At 56.8% G+C, this 25,603-nt stretch carries 11 protein-coding genes and 3 rRNA genes; 3 read left to right on the forward strand and 11 right to left on the reverse strand.

What is annotated here, in order from left to right:
* Nucleotides 1-145: 145 nt before the first annotated feature.
* From GQR90_RS15025 to purL, 5 genes are all read right to left on the reverse strand, one after another.
* Nucleotides 146-1,360, reverse strand: a complete 1,215-nt coding sequence (locus GQR90_RS15025) for a tryptophan--tRNA ligase (protein ID WP_158774809.1) — start codon at nt 1,358-1,360, stop codon at nt 146-148.
* Nucleotides 1,361-1,500: 140 nt separating this feature from the next.
* Nucleotides 1,501-3,339, reverse strand: coding sequence for a DEAD/DEAH box helicase (locus GQR90_RS15030; protein WP_158774810.1), 1,839 nt, complete (start codon nt 3,337-3,339; stop codon nt 1,501-1,503).
* 186 nt (nt 3,340-3,525) lie between these two features.
* Nucleotides 3,526-4,347 (reverse strand): crotonase/enoyl-CoA hydratase family protein, encoded by an 822-nt coding sequence (locus tag GQR90_RS15035; RefSeq protein WP_158774811.1) that lies wholly within the window; start codon nt 4,345-4,347, stop codon nt 3,526-3,528.
* Between the two features lie 174 nt (nt 4,348-4,521).
* Entirely contained in the window at nt 4,522-6,168 is a 1,647-nt protein-coding gene (locus GQR90_RS15040; protein ID WP_199269438.1) for an FMN-binding glutamate synthase family protein, read from the reverse strand.
* A gap of 293 nt (nt 6,169-6,461) precedes the next feature.
* Nucleotides 6,462-10,376: a phosphoribosylformylglycinamidine synthase gene (gene purL / locus GQR90_RS15045; RefSeq protein ID WP_158774812.1), complete on the reverse strand. Its 3,915-nt coding sequence runs from the start codon at nt 10,374-10,376 to the stop codon at nt 6,462-6,464.
* Between the two features lie 183 nt (nt 10,377-10,559).
* Between purL and mltF the strand changes: the two genes are divergently transcribed.
* Both mltF and GQR90_RS15055 read left to right on the forward strand, forming a co-directional pair.
* Nucleotides 10,560-12,053 (forward strand): membrane-bound lytic murein transglycosylase MltF, encoded by a 1,494-nt coding sequence (mltF, locus tag GQR90_RS15050; RefSeq protein ID WP_158774813.1) that lies wholly within the window; start codon nt 10,560-10,562, stop codon nt 12,051-12,053.
* A gap of 76 nt (nt 12,054-12,129) precedes the next feature.
* A complete protein-coding gene (locus tag GQR90_RS15055; RefSeq protein WP_158774814.1) occupies nt 12,130-14,085 on the forward strand; it encodes a GGDEF domain-containing protein in 1,956 nt (651 codons plus the stop codon).
* A gap of 45 nt (nt 14,086-14,130) precedes the next feature.
* On the opposite strand, the gene tadA is transcribed toward GQR90_RS15055, so the two are convergent.
* Entirely contained in the window at nt 14,131-14,607 is a 477-nt protein-coding gene (gene tadA, locus GQR90_RS15060) for a tRNA adenosine(34) deaminase TadA (RefSeq protein ID WP_158775583.1), read from the reverse strand.
* Between the two features lie 153 nt (nt 14,608-14,760).
* Here tadA and GQR90_RS15065 point away from each other — a divergent pair, with 153 nt between their 5' ends.
* Nucleotides 14,761-15,624, forward strand: a complete 864-nt coding sequence (locus tag GQR90_RS15065) for an acyl-CoA thioesterase (RefSeq protein WP_158774815.1) — start codon at nt 14,761-14,763, stop codon at nt 15,622-15,624.
* Between the two features lie 714 nt (nt 15,625-16,338).
* Here the strand turns inward: GQR90_RS15065 and rrf are convergent.
* The 5 genes from rrf to GQR90_RS15090 all read right to left on the reverse strand — a co-directional run bounded on the left by rrf (nt 16,339) and on the right by GQR90_RS15090 (nt 25,567).
* Nucleotides 16,339-16,454 (reverse strand): 5S ribosomal RNA (gene rrf / locus GQR90_RS15070).
* A gap of 157 nt (nt 16,455-16,611) precedes the next feature.
* A 23S ribosomal RNA gene (locus tag GQR90_RS15075) occupies nt 16,612-19,500 on the reverse strand.
* Nucleotides 19,501-19,741: 241 nt separating this feature from the next.
* A 16S ribosomal RNA gene (locus GQR90_RS15080) occupies nt 19,742-21,282 on the reverse strand.
* The 16S, 23S and 5S rRNA genes sit together here, the layout of an rRNA operon.
* Before the next feature lie 507 nt (nt 21,283-21,789).
* The gene (cobA, locus tag GQR90_RS15085) at nt 21,790-22,749 is read right to left on the reverse strand and encodes a uroporphyrinogen-III C-methyltransferase (protein ID WP_233266344.1); all 960 of its coding nucleotides are present in this window, start codon (nt 22,747-22,749) and stop codon (nt 21,790-21,792) included.
* A complete protein-coding gene (locus GQR90_RS15090; RefSeq protein ID WP_158775586.1) occupies nt 22,715-25,567 on the reverse strand; it encodes a nitrate reductase in 2,853 nt (950 codons plus the stop codon). The genes cobA and GQR90_RS15090 overlap by 35 nt, the downstream gene beginning before the upstream one ends.
* Nucleotides 25,568-25,603: the final 36 nt, after the last annotated feature.

The raw sequence follows: 25,603 nt of genomic DNA on the forward strand, positions 1-25,603 counted from the left end.
GACGTCCGCGATAAGTGAACCACTAGGACGCGCGGCGGCTGGGGGACGGGCATTCTAGCTGCTCGCGGCCTATCCCCCAAGTCATGATGTTGCCTGTCGCTAACCCCGCACACTAGATGAGTGCTGGCGACATGGACGAGGACGCTTACCGGTAGGTTAGCCCAATGACGCGCCTCAGCTCATCCAGCGTATCGCGCACGGTATCACGGGCACGTTCAGCCCCTTCCGTCATCAATGTGCGCACCTTGCCGTGATTGCCTTCAAGCTCCTCGGCGCGATCGCGTATCGGCGCTAGCGTGGCATCAATATGCTCGATCAGGCAGCCCTTGCAGTCCAGACAGCCGATACTGGCATCGCGGCAGCCGTTGGCGGCCCACTGACGGTCAGATTCAGGCGTAAAGCTCTCATGCAAGCTCCACAGCGGGCAGCGCTCAGGGTCGCCGGGGTCACTACGTCGAACACGCGCGGGGTCCGTTGGCATCTCACGGACACAGGCCTCGATTTCACGGCGGTTGCTGCGCAGGAAGATCGCACCATCTCGGGAGCCACCACTAGCATTGAGCTCCATCCCCAACAGCGGTGGCGTCTCGCTTTGCCAGTGTTCCGGCTCACCCAGAATACGTCGCCCTCCACCTTCCAGATAGCCCAGCAGACGCTCCTGCTGATGGCGATTGAGCTTGTCTTGCTCAGCCAGCAAACCACGAGCGCGCTCAAATGCTTCGAGGTCACCCTCTTTCTGGTAGGCGTTCAGCCATTCGCGATAGCGACGGCCACTCTTTTTACCCAGCCGGGCGATGGCCCGCTCGGCCTGTTCCTCAAAGCCGGCATCACGGCCATAGCGATGATTGAAGCGCCGTGCCACTTCACGGGTGAACTCGATATGCGCGCGCTGCTCGGGGCCGGCCGGCACTACCTCCCCCCTCAGCGCCAGAATATCGGCGGCTTGCATCAGGGGGGCACTGAGCATGGCAAGGCTGGCGCCCTGCTGCTCACCGAGGTCCGCGACTATTTCCCGATAGCTGGGCAGGCGCTCCAGCCATGCCTTGGGTGTGACGCTGGCCAGAATCATGTGGATGTCGGTGAGCTCTGGCACCCACGACTGAATGAATAGCGTCGATAACTTGGGATTGACGCCACAGGCGAGGCAATCGATAACCATCGCCCAGCTGTACTGCTCGATTTCGTGAGGTGCATGGCCGCTAACCGCCAGCGCATTCCAATCGGCGACCAGAAAATAGGCATCATGATGGTATTGCAGTTCGGTCCAGCGCCGGATCACTGCTTGATAGTGTCCGAGTTGCAGGTGTCCGGTGGGGCGTAAACCGGACACAAGCCTGGCCGAGGTATCGGTGGCACTCACCTTGTGAGTTCTCCTGAAGCGTATGAAGCGGCCAGTCTATCAACCCCAGCACCCGATCAGCATCCCCGCGACGTCGTGTCATTTGTCGAATACGGCCAGTCGGGCCATCGCAAACTACAAAATGACGATGAATAGCCATATCAGCCTGCCGCGATACCCGTACGATAACGGCCAGCATAGTCGAACAACTTGTCGCGAATCTGCCAGTAACGGCCGCTCTTGCGCCCGATGACGAAGTCGGGCGCCTTGAGCCGCCCCTCTCCCGCCAGTACCTCGGCAATGTTCTTGGGTGCCCAATCACTGCCCGGCGCACGCAGATGACGGGCAAGGAAGCTCAACCGGAACGCATGTCGTTGTGGCGCCGTTTCCAGCGCGAACCATTCGGAGAGGTCAGTACCATCTTCATCAAAATAAGTGACCTTGAGGCGTGGCAGGCCACGCCCATTGCGCGTCTCTTCCAACTGCCAGCCGCTGACGCGTAACACTCGAGCGTCACGTAGCTTGAGTGCATCGCGTAGCTTGTCATCGGGATCGACCAATCGTGCCTGACAGCCATGACAGTGGCGTGCGGCAATGTCGTTGGCTTCCCCACACTGTGGGCAAGCCTTGGCACGGTAACGAAAATCGCATTGCACCAACTTGGTGGCCTTGACCGGCGAGCCATCGTTGCCTGGCACAGGCTCAGCCTCGTGCCTAGGCTCCGCTGCGCCCAGCAGTGCGGATGGCTCGACCAACCCCTGACAGCGTCGCCCGAAGTGCTCGATGACCAGATCTCCGTCCTTGCGCCCCCAGAAGAGATTGGCGTTGCCACACACCGGACACTCGACCTGAACTGGTTCGGTGTCACCTGCCGGCTTGGGGGTCGCCACTTCCGGCGCGTAGAGATCCCAGGGGTTGCCCGCATAATCAAGAATCAGGCAGTCGGACTTGCCGGGACTGAGGCGCAGGCCGCGACCGATGATCTGCTGATAGAGACTGACCGATTCCGTCGGTCGCAGAATGGCGATCATGTCCACATGCGGTGCATCAAAGCCCGTCGTCAGCACGGCTACATTGACCAGATACTTGAGCTGCTGCGCCTTGAACGCCGTAATCAACCGCTCACGTTCATCGCCGTGCGTAGTACCGGTAATCAATGCCGCCTCGCCTTCGGGCAGCAAGCCAGTCACTTCCTCAGCATGCTCGACGGTAGAACAGAACACCATTACGCCACGTCGCTCACGCGCCTGCGCGACGATATCCAACACGATGCCGGGTGTGGCGCGTGAGCCCTGCACGACGTCATTGAGTTCCTCTTCCTTGAAGCTGCCACCAATGCCTGGCGCAAGTTGCGAGAAGTCGTAGCGCGCCACGGCGACATCAATACGCTTCGGTTCGCTCAAAAAGCCCTGCCGCACCATCAATCGCAGTGGCTGCTCGAACACACAGTCACGAAAGAAGCAGTCGTCATCGCCACGCACCATGCCGTGATAGTGGCGGTGATAGATGAACCCCTGCCCCAATCGAAAGGGAGTCGCGGTCAACCCCAATACCTTGAGGCGTGGATTGCGCTCACGCAGGTGGGCAATCACCTTGCGATAGCTGGCATCTTTCTCCAGCGAGACACGGTGACATTCATCGATCACCAGCAGCGTGAAAGCAGGCTCATATGCGGTAGGACTAAAGGCATCAAGGTTACGCACCACCGATTGCACCGAGCCGAACACCACCTGTCGCGTGGCCTGTTTACGCTTGAGGCCTGCGCTGAAGATATCGGCTTCGAGTTCGTAGGCCTCGTACTTGGCGTGGTTCTGCTCGACCAGCTCACGCACGTGCGCCAGCACCAGCACCCGCCCACGCGCGATGCGCGCTAGCTCAGCGATGACAAGCGACTTGCCACTACCTGTCGGCAGCACGATGACACCCGCTTCATCAGTGGCGCGAAAGTGCTCGACGGTGCGTCGAACGGCTTCGTACTGATAAGGGCGCAGCTCAAACATACGATAACCGGCCCGAGAAGAACGCAACATGAAGGAGGTAAACAGAACACATGACAGAGCCACCGAGTCGAATATGAATGCGGAGATAACGCATCATTATCCGCTTTGATGTCCCTGCCAGCCAAGTGGCAGGGGTGGACAACCTGAGCAGGCCGCCCATTGAGGAACAGTACCCCTGACTGGGGATCAAAAGCGCGGTGCACGTCCTCCCAGTTTGGCCGCCACACACTCCATATGCTCAGCCTTGCCGAGCAAACCGGACTGCAGCGTGGCCTCTAGCGCTAGTGCATCAGCCTCAGGGGCATCAAGTGCCTCGGCATAAAGTCGGGTAATCGCACGAATGGCGTTCGGTGAGCGGCTAGCGATCTGACGTGCGAGTGCCAGTGCTTCCTCGCGCGGACTGGAAATAACACGCGTCACTAGCCCTGCCTCAAGTGCCTCTCTCGCCTCGACCTTGCGCCCACTCCAGCTCAATTCATGTAGCCAGTCGCGACGGACACCACGTGCTGTGACGCTGATACCCATATCAGGAATGATGCCCCAATCAACTTCGAGAATGGCGAGGCGTGCTTCAGGGGCACACAGCCGGATATCTGCTCCGAGCGCGATCTGCAGACCGCCACCAAAGACATTGCCATGCAGTGCCGCGATCACCGGTACTCCGCCATCCCGCCAGCCCAGCGATAGTTGCTGCACCGTATTGCGCCCCGGCGTGCAGCCATTGGCGCCCGCGACCAGCAATTGCGGCACGCGCACGGCATCACCCATGATGGCCGCCATGTCGAGCCCGGCACAAAAGCTGGCACCTTCTCCCGACAGCACGATGGCACGCAGACTGCCCTCCTCGACGCGTGCTTTCAGCTCGGCCTGCACGCCCAATATGGCCTCGATCATCTGCCAATCCAGACCGTTATGCTTGTCGGGACGATTGAAACGCACATCGGCGACATGTTCGCAGATCTCGACGGTCACGCGACGCGAATCGGAACTGCTGGGGGCTTCACTCATGGCGGTCTCCTCGAACAGCGAACAAAGCGACGATCAGATATTGATCAAAAAGCAAGACGGGCAGCCACTCTGCCCCTTGTCGACATGCGGAATCTCAGGATCAGTGTGGCCGCCCGTGACGAATTATAAAACGGTCGTTTGGTCGCAGATCACGCCAGTCTGTGATGAAGACGCCTAATCACACTTGGCGCCGGACACCTCCGTCAATGAGCGCGGCTGGAAGCTATGCGCCTGTGCCATATTCCAGATACGGCGATAGAAGGGATAGTCATCCGCCTCTTCCAGCAGGGCGCCGGTCGTGAGGAAGGGATGCAGATGCGAGAACAACTTGATCTCATTGTCAGAGACACGGTGTACGAGGTGGTCTGGCGTGATTTGCCATGGTGTCGAGAGACCCGAGGCAGCGATGATTTCCGCCAGCGCATGCAAGGTGTTGTGATGGAAATGACGCACCTGATCCGCCTTGTCCTCGACCACCAGTGATTTCTGTCGCAGATCATCCTGGGTGGCGATCCCGGTTGGACATTTATTGGTGTGGCAACTCAATGACTGGATGCAGCCCAGCGCAAACATGTAACCCCGCGCAGCATTGACCCAATCCGCCCCCAACGCCAATACACACGCGATATCAAAGGCACTGATGATCTTGCCACTGGCCCCGATGCGCACCTCATCACGCAGGCCAGCTCCCACCAGCGTATTGTGGACGAATAGCAGCCCCTCGCGCAGCGGTGTGCCAAGGTGATCCGTGAATTCGGTCGGTGCAGCACCGGTACCGCCCTCACTGCCATCCACCACGATGAAGTCGGGCACGACACCTGTCTCACGCATCGCTTTGACGATGGCCATGAACTGCCACGGCTGCCCCAGACACATCTTGAAGCCAACCGGCTTGCCGCCGGATAGCGTACGCAGCTGCTTGATGAACGCCAGTAGCTCGAGGGGCGTCGAAAACTCACTGTGGCTGGCCGGTGAGATGCAATCCTTGCCCATCGGGATGCCACGCGTCTCGGCAATCTCGGCGCTGATCTTGCTGGCCGGCAGGACACCGCCATGGCCGGGTTTGGCACCCTGGCTTAGCTTGATCTCGATCATCTTCACCTGTTCGCTGGTCGCCTGGCGAGCGAACTTGTCGGCATCAAAGCCGCCTTCATCATTGCGACACCCGAAATAGCCACTGCCCAGCTCCCAGATCAGATCACCGCCGAACTCACGGTGATAAGGGCTGATGCTGCCCTCGCCGGTATCATGAGCAAAGTTGCCCAGCATCGCACCCTTGTTGAGGGCACGGATGGCATTGCCACTCAACGAGCCGAAGCTCATTGCCGAGATATTGAACAACGACGCATTGTAAGGCTGGGCGCACTGGTCGTTACCGATCGTCAGGCGGAAGCCCGTCGAATCCGGCACCTCCGTAGTTTGCATCGAGTGGCCAATGAACTCATAACTGGTGGAGTAGACATCCAGCAACGTGCCGAAAGGCTGCGACGAATTGCGTTGACGACCACGCGCATAGACCAGCTCACGCTGCTTATGGGAGAACGGCAGCTGGTCGGTATCCGACTCGAACAGATACTGGCGCATTTCAGGGCGCAATGCCTTGAACAGGTAGCGCAGATTACCGATCACCGGATAGTTGCGGCGCACCGCGTAATCCGTCTGCTGAAGATCATTGATGCCGACCGCGACCAACACGGCCATCAGCAGCGTGAAGGGCCACATCCAAGCCGTCATCAGTGCCAACGGCAAGCCTGCCAACAAGCCGATGATGCACAGGCCAAATACGCTATAACGTGATAACAGCGACCATTTCAATTTCATCAAACGTTCCTTTACCTGCGAGCTGCAATGTCAGGGCAGCAAGTGATTCGAGCGAGTGAACCGAGCGACGGGGAGTAATACGCCAGTTAATCTGTCACTGACGCTTTGCTGACATCAGACTGCCGCAAGAAGCGCCCGCTGTCTTCATCAGGCGCAAAACGGGCCGTTCAGTCGCAGGCATCATCGCGTCAATGGCGACCCACAACGCAAAACGCCCCCGCGGAATGAACCACGGGGGCGTCTATCATGCTGTCACTCGTCTTGACTGATCAATCGCGCGATCACTCTCGATATCAATCAACCCAGCGACGTGCATTGCGGAACATGCGCAGCCAGGCGCCATCCTGCGTCCAGTCATCAGGACGCCAGGAGTTGGTCACGGCACGCGCCACGCGCTCCGGGTGCGGCATCATGATGGTGACACGCCCGTCGTTGGTGGTGAGGCCGGTGATACCGGACGGCGAGCCGTTCGGGTTGGCCGGATAGCGAGCTGTCGTCTGCCCGTAGTTATCCACGTAACGCAGCGCGACCTGACCGCTGCCCTGCATCTTGCGCAGGTGAGCACTGTCGCGGAATTCGGCACGCCCTTCACCATGAGCAATGGCGACCGGCAGACGCGACCCTTCCATGCCATCGAGGAACAGCGAAGCGCTTTTCTCGACTTCAACCATCGCCACACGTGCCTCGAACTGCTCGGACTCGTTGCGTACGAAACGCGGCCATGCCTCAGCGCCTGGAATCAGTTCCTTGAGCTGGGAGAGCATCTGGCAACCATTGCAGACACCCAGCGCAAAGCTGTCGTCACGCGTGAAGAAGCGCTCGAACTGCTCGCGGGCACGAGCATTGAACAGCACCGACTTGGCCCAGCCACCGCCAGCACCCAGTACGTCACCGTAGGAGAAGCCACCACAGGCCACCAGACCACGCATGGTCTCAAGGTCCACACGACCGGCGAGAATGTCGCTCATGTGGACATCGATGGACTCGAAGCCGGCGCGATCAAATGCCGCTGCCATCTCAAGCTGACCATTGACGCCCTGCTCACGCAGTATTGCCATGCGTGGCCGAGCACCAATGTTCAGATACGGCGCGGTGATGTCGTCGTTGATGTCGAAGGTGACCTGAGCCGACAGACCCGGATCACGCACATCATTAATGGACTCGAATTCACTCTTGGCGCAGTCAGCATTATCACGCGCAGATTGCATGTGATAGCTGGTCTCGGCCCACAGACGCTCAGCACTGGCGCGAGTGGTGGAGAGCAGGCACTGGCCCAGCAGCGTGATGTTGATCTGCTCATCGCCACGCGGCGTGGCGATCACGCCACTGTGCGCGAGACCGGCAGCCTTGAGCTCGGCAAGAATGTCTTCAGTGTGCTCACGACGCACCTGAACCACGGCGCCCAACTCTTCAGCAAACAGCGCGCCCGTGGCCTGGCCCGGCGCTGCAGCGGTCCAATCGAGGTTGATGTCGAGACCGACACGACCCGCGAAGGACATTTCCATCAGGGTGGTCAGCAGTCCGCCATCACTGCGATCGTGATAGGCCAGCAACTTGCCTTCGGCATTGAAGCGCTGAATGGCATCGAAGAAGGTCCTGAGGTCTTCCGGACGCGCCAGATCAGGAGCTTCGTTACCCACCTGACCATAGACCTGTGCCAATGCCGAGCCACCGAGACGGTGGGCACCATGGCCAAGATCGATCAGGATCAGATCCGTCTCGAGCGCTTCGCCGTTCAGCGTGCGACGCAGTTGTGGTGTCAGGGTACGCATGGCATCGGTGACGGGTGCGAAGCCCGTCATCACCAACGACAGCGGTGAGGTGATGGACTTGTCTTCACCGTTCTCATCCTGCCAGGCGGTGCGCATGGACATGGAGTCCTTGCCAACCGGAATGGTCAGATCCAGCGCCGGACATAGCTCCATGCCCACGGCATGCACGGCATCAAACAACGCCTGATTCTCACCGACGTGATCAGCGGCGCTCATCCAGTTGGCCGAGAGCTTGACGTCAGATAGCTTGGCGATCGGCGCGGCGGCGAGATTGGTGATCACCTCGGCCACCGCCAGGCGCGCAGAGGCGGCTGGAGAGATCAGCGCGACAGGTGTGCGCTCGCCCATGGCCATGGCTTCACCGACGTGACTGTCCAGCGAGCTGGTGGTCACGGCGCAGTCAGCGACAGGCACCTGCCACGGACCGACCATCTGATCGCGGGCGACCATGCCAGTGATCGAGCGATCACCGATGGTGATCAGGAATTTCTTGGAGGCCACGGTCGGCAGCTGCAGCACGCGTGTCATCGCTTCGCGCAGGTCAAGGTTATCCAGGCCCAGTGCAGGCAGTTCAAGCGACTGGCGCTCGAAACTGCGTGACATCTTGGGCGCCTTGCCGAACAACACGTCCATCGGCAAATCGACCGGACGCGTATTGAAGTGGCCATCCTCGACGATCAGCTCGTGTTCTTCCAGCGCCTCACCGACGACGGCATACAGGCAGCGCTCACGCTCGCACAGCGCTTCGAAGGTGGCGAGATTTTCCGGCGCCACCGCCAATACGTAACGTTCCTGAGACTCGTTGCACCAGATTTCCAGCGGACTCATGCTGGATTCAGCACTCGGCACGGCACGCAGATCGAACAGACCGCCACGTCCACCGTCCTTGACCAGCTCCGGCAGCGCGTTGGAGAGACCGCCCGCGCCCACATCGTGGATGAAGCAGATCGGGTTGTTGTCGTCCAACGCCCAGCAGCGGTCGATGACTTCCTGCACGCGACGCTCCATTTCAGCGTTATCACGCTGCACGGAGGCAAAATCGAGATCTTCGCTGGAGCTGCCGGAAGCCATGGAGGAAGCGGCACCGCCCCCGAGGCCGATCAGCATCGCCGGGCCACCCATCACGATCAGCTTGGCGCCCACCGGGATATCACCCTTCTCGACGTGCTGGCTACGAATATTGCCGTAACCGCCGGCGAGCATGATCGGCTTGTGATAGCCGCGACGCTCGATACCACCGGCGCCGAAGGCATCCTGCTCATAGGTACGGAAGTAGCCATTGAGGTTGGGACGACCAAATTCGTTGTTGAAGGCGGCACCACCGATCGGTCCTTCAAGCATGATGTCGTAGGCCGTCTTGATACGCTCCGGCTTGCCGTAATCCTGCTCCCACGGCTGTTCAAAGCCCGGAATGCGCAGATTGGAGACGCTGAAACCAGTCAGGCCTGCTTTCGGCTTGGAACCGACGCCGGTCGCACCTTCATCACGAATCTCACCACCGGCACCGGTCGCCGCACCCGGATACGGCGCAATGGCCGTCGGGTGGTTGTGCGTCTCGACCTTCATCAGGATGTTGATCGGTTCCTGGTGATAGGTGTAGACGTGTTCTTCACCGACCGGGAAGTAACGCCCAGCTGTCAGACCAGACATGACCGCCGCGTTGTCGCTATAGGCCGAAAGCACGCCATCCGGGTGATGCTGATAAGTGTTCTTGATCATCTTGAACAGTGAATGCGTCTGCGCTTCGCCGTCGATGGTCCAGTCGGCATTGAAGATCTTGTGACGACAATGCTCGGAATTGGCCTGAGCAAACATCATCAGCTCGATATCGGCCGGATTGCGTCCCAGATTCTTGAACGCTTCGACCAGATAATCGATCTCATCTTCTGCCAATGCCAGGCCCAGAACACCATTGGCCTTGGACAGTGCATCGCGTCCACCCCCGAGAATATCGACGTGAGCAAGCTTGCCAGGTGGCTGATGCTGGAAGAGGCGCGCCGCATCCTGAGTCCGCGTGAGCACGGTCTCGGTCATGCGATCATGTAGCTGCGAGGCAAGTAACGCGAACAGCTCTTCGCTGAGCGGAGACGCGAGCTTGATGCGGTAGGCAATGCCACGCTCAAGACGGCGTACCTGCGGGAGACCGCAATTGGCGGCGATGTCTGTCGCCTTGGAAGACCACGGTGACAGCGTGCCGAGACGAGGAATGACGAGAAAGAGATGGCCTTCGGCTGAGCTCTCGTCACGACTGGGGCCGTAGTCAAGCAGGCGCTCCAGCGTTATCCGATCGGTGCTGCTCAGCTCACCATCGACCTCGGCCAGATGCAGGTACTCGGCATGAAGAGATTCCACTTCCGGCACCAGCTCACGTAACGTAGCTAGTAGACGGGAGTGACGGAAGGCGGAAAGGGCAGGCGCGCCTCGCAGTTCGAGCATGGGCAGGGAAAGCCTCTGAAGCAGCGTGAACGGACAACCGCCAAGCGGCGGTAGCAAGCGCATATCATACGTGAAAGGTGGGCATGAACGAAGCCCGTCCGCCTTTCACGCATGATATACGTTGGATGACAGTGTGCTGAGCTGACGGTATGGTAGAAGCCCTGCCGCGAATGATGCTAACGCATGCTCAAGACCTCGTTCTCCTCCCTGATAACGCTTGTGCGCCAACTATCGCGCCATGCACGCCGGCTCACCCTCGTCACGGTAGCAGTGCTGATCCTGCTCATGCCTGAACGCACTCTGATCGACCAGCCCACCACGCTCGATGAAGTCCGCGCGCGCGACTTCTTGCAGGTAGTCACCCGAAATACACCAACAACTTATTACCGAGGCCGCCAAGGCCCTACTGGTTTTGAATACGAGCTGGCTCGCGATTTCGCCGATTATCTCGGCGTCAGCCTGTCGATGGACGCAGAACACAATATTCAGAGCCTGACACAGAGTGTCCGTGACGACCAAGCTGACTTCGCTGCCGCCACGTTACCGCTGGATCTCTCCGAGCAAGATCTACGCTTCTCACGTCCCATTCTCGAATTACAGGCGATGGTGGTCTATCGTCGCGGAATGACGCCCCCCAAACAGCTGAAAGACCTGATAGGCAAGCGCATAGGTGCGATCAAAGGTGCAGGTACCAGCTTGATTCTGCGCGAGCTACAACAGAAAATCCCCGAACTCAGCTGGCAAGAAACCAGTGAACTGGAAGTGGCTGATCTCCTGCAACGCATTGAGGATGGCAGCCTTGATGCCGCCGTCGTCTATGCGCATCAATTCAAACTTAACCGCTTGTTCTTCCCGAATGTGGAGAATGGCTTCAGCCTGGGCGACCCATTAACACTCGCATGGGCCTTCCCTGCTCATGGCGATATTTCATTGCTGACGGCGGCCAATGATTTTCTCGAAACACGCAGCCAAGACGGCACGCTTGATCAGTTGGTAGAGCGGTACTTTGGTCACGATGATTATCTAGAGTATGTGGGGGCACGCACTTTCATTCGGCAGGCTCGCGATCGCTTGCCTCGCTATATCGACACCTTCAAACAGGCGGCACGAGATACCGGCATCGACTGGAAGCTGCTCGCTGCGCTGGGGTATCAGGAATCTCATTGGCAGCCCCGCGCCACCTCTCCTACTGGAGTACGAGGCCTGATGATGCTGACGAATATCACCGCTCGTGAAATGAATGTGGCCAACCGTTTGGACCCCGTTCAGAGCATCGACGGTGGATCGCGCTATCTTGTGAGTATCAAAAGTCGGCTACCCGATGCGATAAAGGAGCCAGATCGCACCTGGATGACGATGGCAGCTTATAATGTCGGCCTAGGGCACCTGTATGACGCAAGGCGTATCGTGAAGATGAAGGGCGGTGATCAGAATCGCTGGAAGGACGTACGCGAAGCCTTGCCACTGCTTCAGAATCGCGAGTGGTATCAAAAGGTTCGCTATGGGTATGCTCGTGGGGGAGAGCCTGTCATCTATGTCCGCAACATCCGTAGATATTATGAAATATTGAATTATGTTTACCGTAGTCAGCAGCAATTTTACCAACTGGATGAGCGACAAAGCACAGATAATGAAGGGAGCGATAATCCCTTCGACACAGTCCCCCCGATTCTCTGACACATGGAGGCTGGGACTTCAGATCTACTGTGAGCTGGATGATATGCAATGCATCAAGAGCCTCTAAGGACAGGGAATGACACGTAGATTCATCTTGATGTTACTCAGCCTGCTCGCCCTTGGCATCGTATTGTTGGGCTTATGGCCTCATGCAGGCCATGAGGCCAACGCGCTGCTATTGATGATGCTGACACTTCAGGCGGCTGGGCAAACTGCATGGCACTGGCGTAGCTTGTTCCTGAGTCAGTTATTCCTCGGTGTATCGCTCTTCATCAACCTGTTGCTCGTCTGCACTTTCCTGCTACCAGAAAGCTGGGTTGGTGTAGATCACTGGAGTGCACTACTTGATGCATTACCTGGTGATTGGCACATTGCCAACATTCGCCCACCCATTCTGATTCTACTGGCAAGCTTTGGTCTCACTAGCTCGCTGTTACTGCGCCTGCGCCTGGGTCTGGGGTCCTCCATTCAATTGGCCCAGGTATCACTACTCCTGATATTTTCGATTACTGCTGATACGACTCTGTCAGTGGCCAGCATGCCCCTCGCCGGGACTGAGCGAATCACACTCCTTTCCTTCTTGGGCTTATTACTACTCGCCCAGTGGATCGATTTACTCCCTGCATTGACACAGATGTGGCGACGTAACGTCCTGCCTCTGATCATTTCCACCACGCTTACCTTTATCTGCTTGCTGGCTTGGCAACAGCAGAGTCAGGATGAGAACAATCGTATCAATCAAGCGACCTATGTATTGGGCGACAAGATTGCAACTCAGCTGTCACGTGAGATCAATGATCAGCTTAATGCCATGCGTCGCTTTGCGGGCTTCTGGAGTCTGATGGGGCAAACCCCTATCAGAGGGGAGTGGCAGCGTTTGGCGAGAAGTTATTACAAGGATTTCGACTATTTCCAGAATATTGCCTTTATCGATCCCGATAGCGTGGTAACACGCGTCTTCCCTGATAAGGCCGGAAATCATGATACGCTCGGAGTTCGCCTTTTTGATGTGCAGCCAGATACTCCACTGCGTAATCCGCTAGAACTAGGTATCGAGGGGCATACCGGCATTATTGATCTACTGCAGGGAGGCAAGGGCATGGTCTCTTATCTTCCGGTACGCAACCCTCGTGATGGCAGCATACTCGGTGCCATTGCCATGGTGGTTAACCTGGCACCGCTACTCGACAAGGCGCTGAACTCAGCGCGCGATGAATCATTTGCAATCACCTTGTCCGAGCGCGGCAATATCTATATCCACGTCGGCCCCGAGAGCCGTCTGGCACCTTGGGGACACAGAATCCCCATTGAACTACCGGCGACAGACTTGACACTCGGCCTACAGCCAACACAGCACTTCCTTGCGGCCAGTCGCGGAAGGCTTCCAGAAGCGACGCTGTTGACTGGCATCTTATTGGCCTACCTGCTCTTCCTCGTCATCTATATGTACCGTCGCGTCTCTCAGGAACATGGCATCGTCAAGAACGCCAATGATGCGCTCAAGGAAGAGATGGTGCGCAGGGAGCGCTTGCAGAAGGAGGTCCAGTGGTTGGCCCGCCACGATGAACTTACCCAGCTCCCTAATCGCCGTTATTTCCTGGAGCAAGTGCAAAGCTTCAGTGGCAAGATGCCGCTCACGGTGATGATTCTGGATATCGATTTCTTCAAATCGATCAACGACAAGCTGGGGCATCTCGAAGGCGACCGTTATCTACAGAAAATTGCGGCAGTGTCACGTGCACCGGTCGAAGCGGCTGGTGGTATTCTGGCACGCTTCGGTGGCGAGGAATTCGTGGTGTGCATACCAGAGTGTCCTCGCGCAGTCGGGCGGACACTTGCAGAAGAATTGAGACGCGCCGTGCAAGGTGCTGGCTTACCTCAACCTGCTACTGACAGCGTGGTGACAGTGTCTGTTGGCATGGCGTGCGTAGCGCGTGCGCCTTTGAGACTTGAAGCACTCTTGCAGGCGGCAGATGAAGCTCTCTACCGCGCCAAGTCCGGCGGTCGCAATCAGGTACAGGTCGCGGCCTGAACTCCACGGGCATCTTGTCGTCACCTTTACCTGTCCGACCCCCCATCATTCTGGCGCAGTGCTACGACGCTCAGTAAAGAACTGCTTGAGGAGCCGTCTGGATTGGGCCGCGAGTACGCCCCCCTCCACACGCACCTGGTGATTGTGCCAAGGCTGTGAGAACAGATTGGCTTTTGACTCGACCATCCCTGTCTTCGGTTCCGCAGCACCATAGACCACTCGCATCAGCCGAGCATGGATCAAAGCCCCACTACACATCATGCAGGGCTCTAGCGTCACATACAGTGTGCAGCCATCTAGTCGATAGTTACCCACATGGACAGCTGCTGCACGCAAGGCCTGCACCTCGGCATGTGCAGTAGGGTCCGGTGTTCCCACTGGAGCATTGAAGCCAACGCCAATGATCTCACCTTGTGCATCAACGATGACGGCTCCGACGGGAACTTCTCCCGCGTCATAGGCCAGACGCGCCTGGTCCAAAGCACGGTGCATGTAATAGTGGTCATTGCGAGGGACATCCATCGCAGGCAAAGACGTTGCTCTCTCGTCGCTCACCATCATTCTCCGGTATCCTGATGCCATTGATGCAAGGCTCCATGATACCGGCTTATTGAACAACCCTCTGCCTGGAATCATGCCAGCCTGCCAGTCTCTTGTTCACCGAAGGATGGAATGATGACCCCAGCTTCAACGCCTCCCCTGGAAGCTCTAGTGACATTGCTTGGCCTGGAAACACTGGAAGAGAATCTCTTTCGAGGACATAGCCAGGATTTGGGCTTTCCACAATTATTTGGAGGCCAGGTCTTGGGGCAAGCATTGTCTGCTGCCACACGCACTGTCCCCGCGGAGCGCAAGGTACATTCTCTGCATGGTTATTTCCTGCGTCCAGGCGACGCCCACAAGCCTGTCGTGTATCAGGTAGATGGCGTGCGCGATGGAGGGAGCTTCACTACCCGCCGTATCAGTGCCATCCAGAATGGCAAGACCATCTTCTTCTGCAGCGCTTCTTTTCATGGTCAGGAAGAAGGATTTGAGCACCAGCAAGCAATGCCAGTAGGCGATAGCCCCGAACAATTGATTGAGCAAGGGGCAAAGATCGAGCGCTACGATGGTCATCCCATTGAGTTTCTGCGCATGCCGTCACCATCCCCAGAAGCTAACGAGGATAAGGTCTCGCGTAGTGGCCTGATGCCACCCCCTCGACAGCGGCTATGGTTTCGATTGGCCGGTGACTTGCCGGAAGATGATGCGCTTCATCGCTATCTCCTGACCTATAGTTCCGACTTCAATCTGCTGGCGACAGGGCTGATCGGTCATGACGTCTATTTCGGCTCACCTGGACTTCAGATGGCGAGCCTGGATCACTCTCTCTGGTTCCATCGCGATGTTCGCGTCAATGATTGGATCCTTTATGAGATGGATAGCCCATGGGCGGGAGACGCACGCAGCTTCTCTCGCGGCAGCCTGTATAATCGCCATGGTGAGCTTGTTGCTTCCAGTGCCCAGGAAGGACTGACACGGCTGCGCAAGCATCCATGAACCAGAGTAGGCCGTGAAGTCCACTTGGCAATATAACGAATAGATGATCACGGCAACGCCCTCACAAGTTTTTCTCGGCAGGGCGTTGTCATTGACTCATCTCTTCCAATCTTTAAGGCTACCGCCGCGACTTCAACGCCGACCGCACGCGCGTACAGTTCTCATCTCGATAGCGTTGCTTGTAATCGTTTCGCTGAGCTTGCCAACTCCGCATCTGACTCGAAGACCCACCCCCTCGACGCATGTCGGTATAGTATTCGATCTTGTCCTTGATGATCTGACAGCGCTTTATCTGCGACTCGCGCTCACCTGCAGATATCATTTGTGATGACATCACGCCTATCAGCAGTGCCATAAGCCCGACCGTACACCTTGCAAGACCCACCAATGATGATCTCGATGAATAGTGCGAGAGATATTTCGACATCACGCCTCCTTGCGCCCGCTCCAGTCTGTTCCAATGGTTATTTCTACTCCCATGCTTCTACAAGAATATTGGCCTGAAGCGTGGAATGCCTTCGCACGAAGGATAACGCCCTGGGAGCATCCTCGGCTTTGTGTATCACCGACCAGTGCTCGCCAAACGACAACGCCCCTGTCGCGGTGGCGACAGGGGCGTTTGAGAGATATTACTTCAGATATTTTCTGGGTATTTTTCTGTGCACAAAGAGAACCGCCCCTGTAGCAAGGCTACAGGGGCGGTTCAGTATAAGTGCCTGACGATGACCTACTCTCACATGGAGAAACTCCACACTACCATCGGCGCTAAGCGGTTTCACTTCCGAGTTCGGCATGGGATCGGGTGGTTCACGCTCGCTATGGTCGTCAGGCGAAACGGTGGTACCTTGCGGTACCTGAGTCTCAAGGCTTTCGGGCCTCGTGACTCGCAATATGAATCATGCTGAACGCTATGTCGGAGCTGTCTGACGCACACTGTCGTGTGTCGTAATCCCGGCGGTTCGCCGAAGCAAACCCCTTGGGTGTTATATGGTCAAGCCTCACGGGCAATTAGTACTGGTTAGCTCAACACATTGCTGTGCTTCCACACCCAGCCTATCAACCTTGTAGTCTTCAAGGGCCCTTCAGGAGGCGCAAGGCCTCAGGGAAGTCTCATCTTGAAGGGGGCTTCCCGCTTAGATGCTTTCAGCGGTTATCCCGTCCGAACGTAGCTACCGGGCAATGCCACTGGCGTGACAACCCGAACACCAGAGGTTCGTCCACTCCGGTCCTCTCGTACTAGGAGCAGCTCTTCTCAAACTTCCGACGCCCACGGCAGATAGGGACCGAACTGTCTCACGACGTTCTAAACCCAGCTCGCGTACCACTTTAAATGGCGAACAGCCATACCCTTGGGACCGACTTCAGCCCCAGGATGTGATGAGCCGACATCGAGGTGCCAAACACCGCCGTCGATGTGAACTCTTGGGCGGTATCAGCCTGTTATCCCCGGAGTACCTTTTATCCGTTGAGCGATGGCCCTTCCATACAGAACCACCGGATCACTAGAACCTACTTTCGTACCTGCTCGACGTGTCTGTCTCGCAGTCAAGCACCCTTATGCTCTTGCACTCAATGCACGATTTCCAACCGTGCTGAGGGTACCTTCGTGCTCCTCCGTTACTCTTTAGGAGGAGACCGCCCCAGTCAAACTACCCACCATACACTGTCCTCGATCCAGATAATGGACCTGAGTTAGAACGCCAATGATGTCAGGCTGGTATTTCAAGGTTGGCTCCACCTGAGCTAGCGCCCAGGTTTCCAAGCCTCCCAGCTATCCTACACAGACAACATCAGCATCCAGTGTAAAGCTATAGTAAAGGTTCACGGGGTCTTTCCGTCTAGCCGCGGGTACACAGCATCTTCACTGCGATTTCAATTTCACTGAGTCTCGGGTGGAGACAGCGTGGCCATCATTACGCCATTCGTGCAGGTCGGAACTTACCCGACAAGGAATTTCGCTACCTTAGGACCGTTATAGTTACGGCCGCCGTTTACCGGGGCTTCGATCAAGAGCTTCGGACGAATCCTAACCCCATCAATTAACCTTCCGGCACCGGGCAGGCGTCACACCCTATACGTCCGCTTGCGCGTTTGCAGAGTGCTGTGTTTTTAATAAACAGTTGCAGCCACCTGGTATCTTCGACCGGTAAGAGCTTACGGAGCAAGTCCTTCACTCAAACCGGTGCACCTTCTCCCGAAGTTACGGTGCCATTTTGCCTAGTTCCTTCACCCGAGTTCTCTCAAGCGCCTTGGTATTCTCTACCTGACCACCTGTGTCGGTTTGGGGTACGGTCGCATATGATCTGAAGCTTAGAGGCTTTTCCTGGAAGCGTGGCATCGGCAACTTCCTGACCGTAGTCAGTTCGTCTCGCATCTCGACCTCAGAGGAACCGGATTTGCCTGATTCCTCGGCCTACATGCTTTCACCAGGACAACCAACGCCTGGCTCACCTAGCCTTCTTCGTCCCCCCATCGCAACCATATCCGGTACGGGAATATTAACCCGTTTCCCATCGACTACGCGTTTCCGCCTCGCCTTAGGGGCCGACTCACTCTGCTCCGATTAACGTAGAACAGAAAACCTTGGTCTTCCGGCGGGGGAGTTTTTCACTCCCCTTATCGTTACTCATGTCAGCATTCGCACTCGTGATACCTCCAGCAGACTTCTCAATCCACCTTCATTGGCTTACACGACGCTCCTCTACCGCTCATCCATAAGGATGAACCCGTAGCTTCGGTACCTGATTTAGCCCCGTTATATCTTCCGCGCAGGCCGACTCGACTAGTGAGCTATTACGCTTTCTTTAAAGGATGGCTGCTTCTAAGCCAACCTCCTAGCTGTCTGAGCCTTCCCACATCGTTTCCCACTTAATCAGGATTTTGGGACCTTAGCTGACGGTCTGGGTTGTTTCCCTTTTCACAACGGACGTTAGCACCCGCTGTGTGTCTCCCACACTGCATTCATCGGTATTCGGAGTTTGCGTCGGGTTGGTAAGTCGGGATGACCCCCTAGCCGAAACAGTGCTCTACCCCCGATGATGATATGTGAGGCGCTACCTAAATAGCTTTCGAGGAGAACCAGCTATCTCCGGGCTTGATTAGCCTTTCACTCCGATCCACAGCTCATCCCAGCATTTTTCAACATACTTGGGTTCGGGCCTCCAATTGATGTTACTCAATCTTCACCCTGGCCATGGATAGATCGCCCGGTTTCGGGTCTATACCCTGCGACTGGTCGCCCAGTTAAGACTCGCTTTCGCTACGCCTCCCCTAATCGGTTAAGCTCGCCACAGAATATAAGTCGCTGACCCATTATACAAAAGGTACGCGGTCACAGAACAAGTCTGCTCCCACTGCTTGTACGCATACGGTTTCAGGATCTATTTCACTCCCCTCGCCGGGGTTCTTTTCGCCTTTCCCTCACGGTACTGGTTCACTATCGGTCAGCCAGGAGTATTTAGCCTTGGAGGATGGTCCCCCCATGTTCAGTCAAGGTTTCTCGTGCCCCGACCTACTCGATTTCACGATACTCAGACTTCGACTACGGGACTATCACCCTGTATCGTCAGGCTTCCCAGCCTGTTCGTCTGTCAGTTGTATCGCTTAAGGGCTGGTCCCCGTTCGCTCGCCGCTACTTGGGGAATCTCGGTTGATTTCTTTTCCTCCGGGTACTTAGATGTTTCAGTTCCCCGGGTTTGCCTCTATAGGTTATGTATTGGCCTATAGATACTCACCTGATGGTGAGTGGGTTTCCCCATTCGGAAATCGTTGGGTCGCAGGGTATTTGCCACCTCGCCAACGCTTATCGCAGGCTATCACGTCCTTCATCGCCTCTGGCTGCCAAGGCATCCACCGTATGCGCTTAATCGCTTGACCATATAACCCCAAGGGGTCTGTCAAGGATTACGAATTGTCGGACAACTCCGACATATCGTTTGATGGACATATGCTTGGCGCACATATCCATCGTCAGCATGATTCACATTGTTAAAGAGCGGCTGTTCAGTGAACAGTGAGAAGCGCACTCGTAGGAGCGCGCTTGCCACTGCCGGCTAAGCCAGCAATAAGATCAGGTAATTCGTTGTGAGCACTTGCCGCGAGCGATAAACAGTGTCGATAAGGAGGTGATCCAGCCGCAGGTTCCCCTACGGCTACCTTGTTACGACTTCACCCCAGTCATGAACCACACCGTGGTGATCGCCCTCCCGAAGGTTAGGCTAACCACTTCTGGTGCAGTCCACTCCCATGGTGTGACGGGCGGTGTGTACAAGGCCCGGGAACGTATTCACCGTGGCATTCTGATCCACGATTACTAGCGATTCCGACTTCATGGAGTCGAGTTGCAGACTCCAATCCGGACTGAGGCAAGCTTTATGGGATTGGCTCCACGTCGCCGTATTGCAACCCTTTGTACTTGCCATTGTAGCACGTGTGTAGCCCTACCCGTAAGGGCCATGATGACTTGACGTCGTCCCCACCTTCCTCCGGTTTGTCACCGGCAGTCTCCTTAGAGTTCCCGACATTACTCGCTGGCAAATAAGGATAGGGGTTGCGCTCGTTACGGGACTTAACCCAACATTTCACAACACGAGCTGACGACAGCCATGCAGCACCTGTCTCAGAGTTCCCGAAGGCACCAATCCATCTCTGGAAAGTCCTCTGGATGTCAAGGGTAGGTAAGGTTCTTCGCGTTGCATCGAATTAAACCACATGCTCCACCGCTTGTGCGGGCCCCCGTCAATTCATTTGAGTTTTAACCTTGCGGCCGTACTCCCCAGGCGGTCAACTTATTGCGTTAGCTGCGCCACTAAGTCCTCAAGGGACCCAACGGCTAGTTGACATCGTTTACGGCGTGGACTACCAGGGTATCTAATCCTGTTTGCTACCCACGCTTTCGCACCTCAGTGTCAGTATCAGTCCAGAAGGCCGCCTTCGCCACTGGTATTCCTCCCGATCTCTACGCATTTCACCGCTACACCGGGAATTCTACCTTCCTCTACTGTACTCTAGCCAAGCAGTTCCAGATGCCGTTCCCAGGTTGAGCCCGGGGCTTTCACACCTGGCTGACTTAGCCACCTACGCGCGCTTTACGCCCAGTAATTCCGATTAACGCTTGCACCCTCCGTATTACCGCGGCTGCTGGCACGGAGTTAGCCGGTGCTTCTTCTGCGAGTGATGTCCTTCCTCTAGAGTATTAGTCCAAAGGCTTTCTTCCTCGCTGAAAGTGCTTTACAACCCGAAGGCCTTCTTCACACACGCGGCATGGCTGGATCAGGCTTTCGCCCATTGTCCAATATTCCCCACTGCTGCCTCCCGTAGGAGTCTGGGCCGTGTCTCAGTCCCAGTGTGGCTGATCATCCTCTCAGACCAGCTACGGATCGTCGCCTTGGTGAGCCATTACCTCACCAACTAGCTAATCCGACATGGGCTCATCCGATAGCGCAAGGTCCGAAGATCCCCTGCTTTCTCCCGTAGGACGTATGCGGTATTAGCCTGAGTTTCCCCAGGTTGTCCCCCACTATCGGGCAGATTCCCATGCATTACTCACCCGTCCGCCGCTCGACGCCTTCTAGCAAGCTAGAATCGTTTCCGCTCGACTTGCATGTGTTAAGCCTGCCGCCAGCGTTCAATCTGAGCCATGATCAAACTCTTCAGTTGATAAGCTTGATAGTCTGTTAAGCAGACCAAACTTGGTTCAGAGTCAAACTTCTCGTGAGAGGCTTGCTCCGATATTTGGTGACCTTGTCACCACTCATCGGCAAGCGCTCACACGAATTACCTGATCAAATTTTTAAAGAGCGTCGCTGTTAAGCGAGGAGGCATATTCTACCAGGAACGCTTGAGAAGTCAAGCACTTGGTGATGAGTCAGTCGACTGCCTCTAAGCATCATCAAGTAGTGAGGGGCGATGCCCGTTCACGTGTTCCGTAAGGTGTGCGGCGTATTCTAGCGAATCTGCCGGGATTGTCAAGTGGAGTGTTTCGGAGAGATTTGAAAAACATCAATCGAAACAATCACCTGCACACCTCTTTCACCGCTGGTAACGCCCTGCGTCACCGGCAGCGGATGCGTACTTTACGCACCGAACTGGTTCAGCGCAAGGGCTTTTTGAAAGGAATCTCACATGAGCGTCAGATGACTGTCATGACCACGACTCTAGCCCGCGCTATGCACATGCTGCCACCTCATTTACCAAGGGTTCACTCTTTTGCGCGTTGAGCTCGACTGCCCGCCCTACCGCCATCTGACAGACACTACCGACCACAATCAAACAGGGTGTCGGCAACGGATATTCTGCCAACCGCTCGACCATGCTATCCAAGGTGCCATGCAACGTCTGTTGTCCGGGGAGGCTGGCATTGGCGATCAACATCATCGGCCAGTCTGCCGGTAGGCCATGATGCATTAGCGCATTGCAGATCATCTCCAGTCGATTGAGACCCATATAGAAGACGAGCGTTTCATCGCGACGCGCCAGTTGTGCCCAATCGGGTTGCTCATCTTGATGACATAGCTGAGCAGTGACAAAGCGTAGGCGCTGAGCGTGAGCCCGATCTGTCAGCGGCATCCCCAATGCTGCCGCCGCACCGGAGGCCGCAGTGATACCCGGCACGACATGACGCCTGATGCCCGCCGTATCCAATGCCGAGAGCTCTTCACCCATACGGCCAAAGACACCGGGGTCCCCCCCCTTCAGGCGTGCGACACGCATGCCCTCCCCTGCCAGGCGTACCATCAGCGATCCGATTTCTGCCTGAGGAACACTATGATTGCCGCATGCCTTACCGACGTAATAGCGCTCACAGTGTACTGGTAACTGTGCGAGGATCTCATCACCGACCAGTCGATCGTAGACCACGGCATCTGCTGCATTCAGCATTCGCCATGCCTTTAACGTCATCAACTCTGGATCACCAGGCCCAGCACCGATCAGCGCCACCTCGCCCGGCAACAATCCATCCCAATCTGGCGAGATCGTGCCGACATCTCCACGCAAGCCTGATTGTGAACCCAGTACGCCGGAGCCACGGCGAGTTGTCATGGCATCGCGTATCACTGCCACGAATGACATGACGATAGGCGACATGGATTCACGCCATTTCCAGCGACGTATCAGTACGCTCATGAGAACGCTCCTCTTCGACAAGACGTTTGAGTTCAGGCAGACAGGAACCACAACGAGTGCCACACGCCAGCCGTGCGCCCAGTGATTCCACTGATGTATCGCCAACCTGGATAGCATGACGGATAGTGATTTCGCCAACCTGATGACAAGCACAGACCATCGTCCCGACCTCGGCTTGCCCTGAGGGCTTCCCGGCCAATAAGCTGCGGCGTTCACGCGGCGCTAGCTGATCGTTGGCGAAGCACTCGCCTAACCAGGCAACATTGGGCTGACGAAGCGCGCTCGATGAGGCCGGTGCTACTCTAAGCCACCACTGAAGCCTTCCTTCCTTAAGGCCAGCAGCACGCAACTCTTTATATGCGTCATCCTCCCCCCATAAATCAGCAGCTATCCCCAACTGTTCGTGACACCACTTCCGCCAATCGGGCTGTCCTCCACCGGCGAGCTGATAGCGCACTAGCGAGCCTTGCGGAATGCGCGCCCAATACCACCCTTCCAGTGCCTCCATAGCCACCGTGAAATCGGTACGCTGTTCAAGAAGCCCTGGGGCCAGCAGCAATGTCGCCTGCCACTCACACTCAAGTGCGACCACTTCTACTGCGCCATGTTTGGATTCCGGCTGGCCGGATAATGGATCCGTCAGCCCTGCCAACAACGCTCCAGCACGACCATGACTGGCGAAGTGATCATTCCAATGCATCGGAATAAAAACTTCCCCTACACGTTGCCCGCTAGAGATGCGGACTCTTGCGCGATAGTCGCCACGAATAGCCCCCTGAGCATCACGGCTGAAGATACGTGCCAGCGCACCATCCTGTAATTTTCGCGATTCAGCATCACGTGCATGTAACTCGACATACGGCTCGGCACGATGATTCATCAGACGTGGGCTTCGCGCCGTGCGCGTCATGGTGTGCCATTGATCCCGTATACGCCCGGTGTTCAGACGTAATGGCGTCTCACTACTCAGCAGTTGACAAGGCAGTTGAGGGATTATCGGCACTAATCGCGCACGCCCATTCGGCGTGTTGAAGGTGGCATCCTCGAACAAGCGCGGAGTGCCCAGCAAGCTGCCATGCGCATCACGCCGCACGGGCCACTGAATAGGCTTGAGGTTGTCATACTCTGCACGGTCCAGCTCTGCCAGCGGTGCAATATTGAATAGCCGCTTCACACAAGAAGCCTTGTCACCAATGCGCTTGCCCGCTTTCATGCGTGGCGAGGCATTCCGATAGCCGGAGAGCCGTGCATGCTCGCGGAAGATGGCATGTGGACCTGCATAGCTGAATGCCTGGGAGTAACCCATGCGCTTGCCGACTTCCGCCAGCTGCCACCAGTCATGACGTGCTTCTCCAGGTGGCGTTAGCAGACCACGCTGGCGCGAGATACGTCGCTCGGAATTGGTCACGGTGCCGTCCTTCTCCCCCCAGCTGCTCGCCGGTAGCACCACATCGGCATAGGCCAGAGTGTCGCTGTCTGTCACACAGTCAGAGACAATCACTAGCGGGCAGCGGGCCAGTGCCGCGCGAACATTGTGGGAGTCCGGCAAACTGACGGCCGGATTGGTTGCCATGATCCACAGCGCCTGAATCTCACCACGACCCAATGCAGCGAATAACTCTACCGCCTTATGACCAGGGGCTTCAGGGATATTCGGCGCCTGCCAGAATTCGCTGACCAGAGCCCGCGCCCCCGGTGTGTCGTAATCCATGTGCGCTGCCAGTTGATTTGCCAGCCCACCCACTTCACGGCCGCCCATGGCATTGGGCTGGCCAGTGATCGAAAACGGCCCGGCACCCGGCAATCCCAATTTCCCTCCCGCCAGATGACAATTGATGATCGCGTTGCACTTGTCTGTACCGCTGGTTGACTGATTGATGCCTTGAGAAAAGAGCGTTACTACATGCAACTGAGTCGTGAACCAGTAATAGAAGGTTTCGAGACGCTCGACATCGACATCACAGTCACGCGCAATTGCCGCCAATGAGCACTCCTCGCGCCGAGCCTCAGCAAGCGCCGCATCAAATCCCTGGGTATGAGCTTCAAGATAGAGGCGGTCAAGTCGACCGCGCTCTGCCATATAGGCCAATAGCCCATTGAACAATCGAGCATCACTGCCAGGGCGGATGCCCAGATAAAGGTCGGCGATCTCACAACTATCGGTCACTCGTGGATCGATCACCACGATGCGCAATAGAGGATTATCGATTCTCGCCTGCTTGAGTCGCTGGAAGAGTACTGGGTGATTCCAGGCAAGATTGCTACCGACCAGCACCACCAGCTCCGCGCTCTCGAGGTCTTCATAGTTGCAAGGGACCGCATCTGCCCCGAAGGCCCGCTTATGTGCGACGACTGCCGAGGCCATGCACAGCCGCGAGTTGGTATCCAGGTGCGGCGTACCTATAAAGCCTTTGAACAGCTTGTTGGCGAGATAGTAGTCCTCTGTCAGTAACTGCCCCGAGAGATAGGCCGCGATACTATCTGCGCCGTGCATCTCGCGGAGCTGGCCAAAACGAGTCGCGATCAAGTCCAGCGCAGTGTCCCAGCTCACCTCGCGCAGAACGCCTGCCGCATCTCGCACCTGCGGATGCGTCAACCGCCCCTGTGGTGACAATGTCTCGGCAAGCGCTGAACCTTTGACGCATAGACGGCCATAATTGGCAGGATGCTGATCATCCCCTGCGAGCGACACGATGCGCGGCCCGCTCTCGTCTTCTTCCAACTCAAGCGCCACACCACATCCCACACCACAATAAGGACATGTCGTCGTGGCACAGCGCCTGGCCGGCACTGTGGGCGCCGCGGTATCGGTGGCCATCAGTATTTCATGTGCAATCGGGCTGTTACGGGTCTG

The sequence above is a fragment of the Cobetia sp. L2A1 genome (assembly GCF_009796845.1).
Taxonomy (GTDB): domain Bacteria; phylum Pseudomonadota; class Gammaproteobacteria; order Pseudomonadales; family Halomonadaceae; genus Cobetia.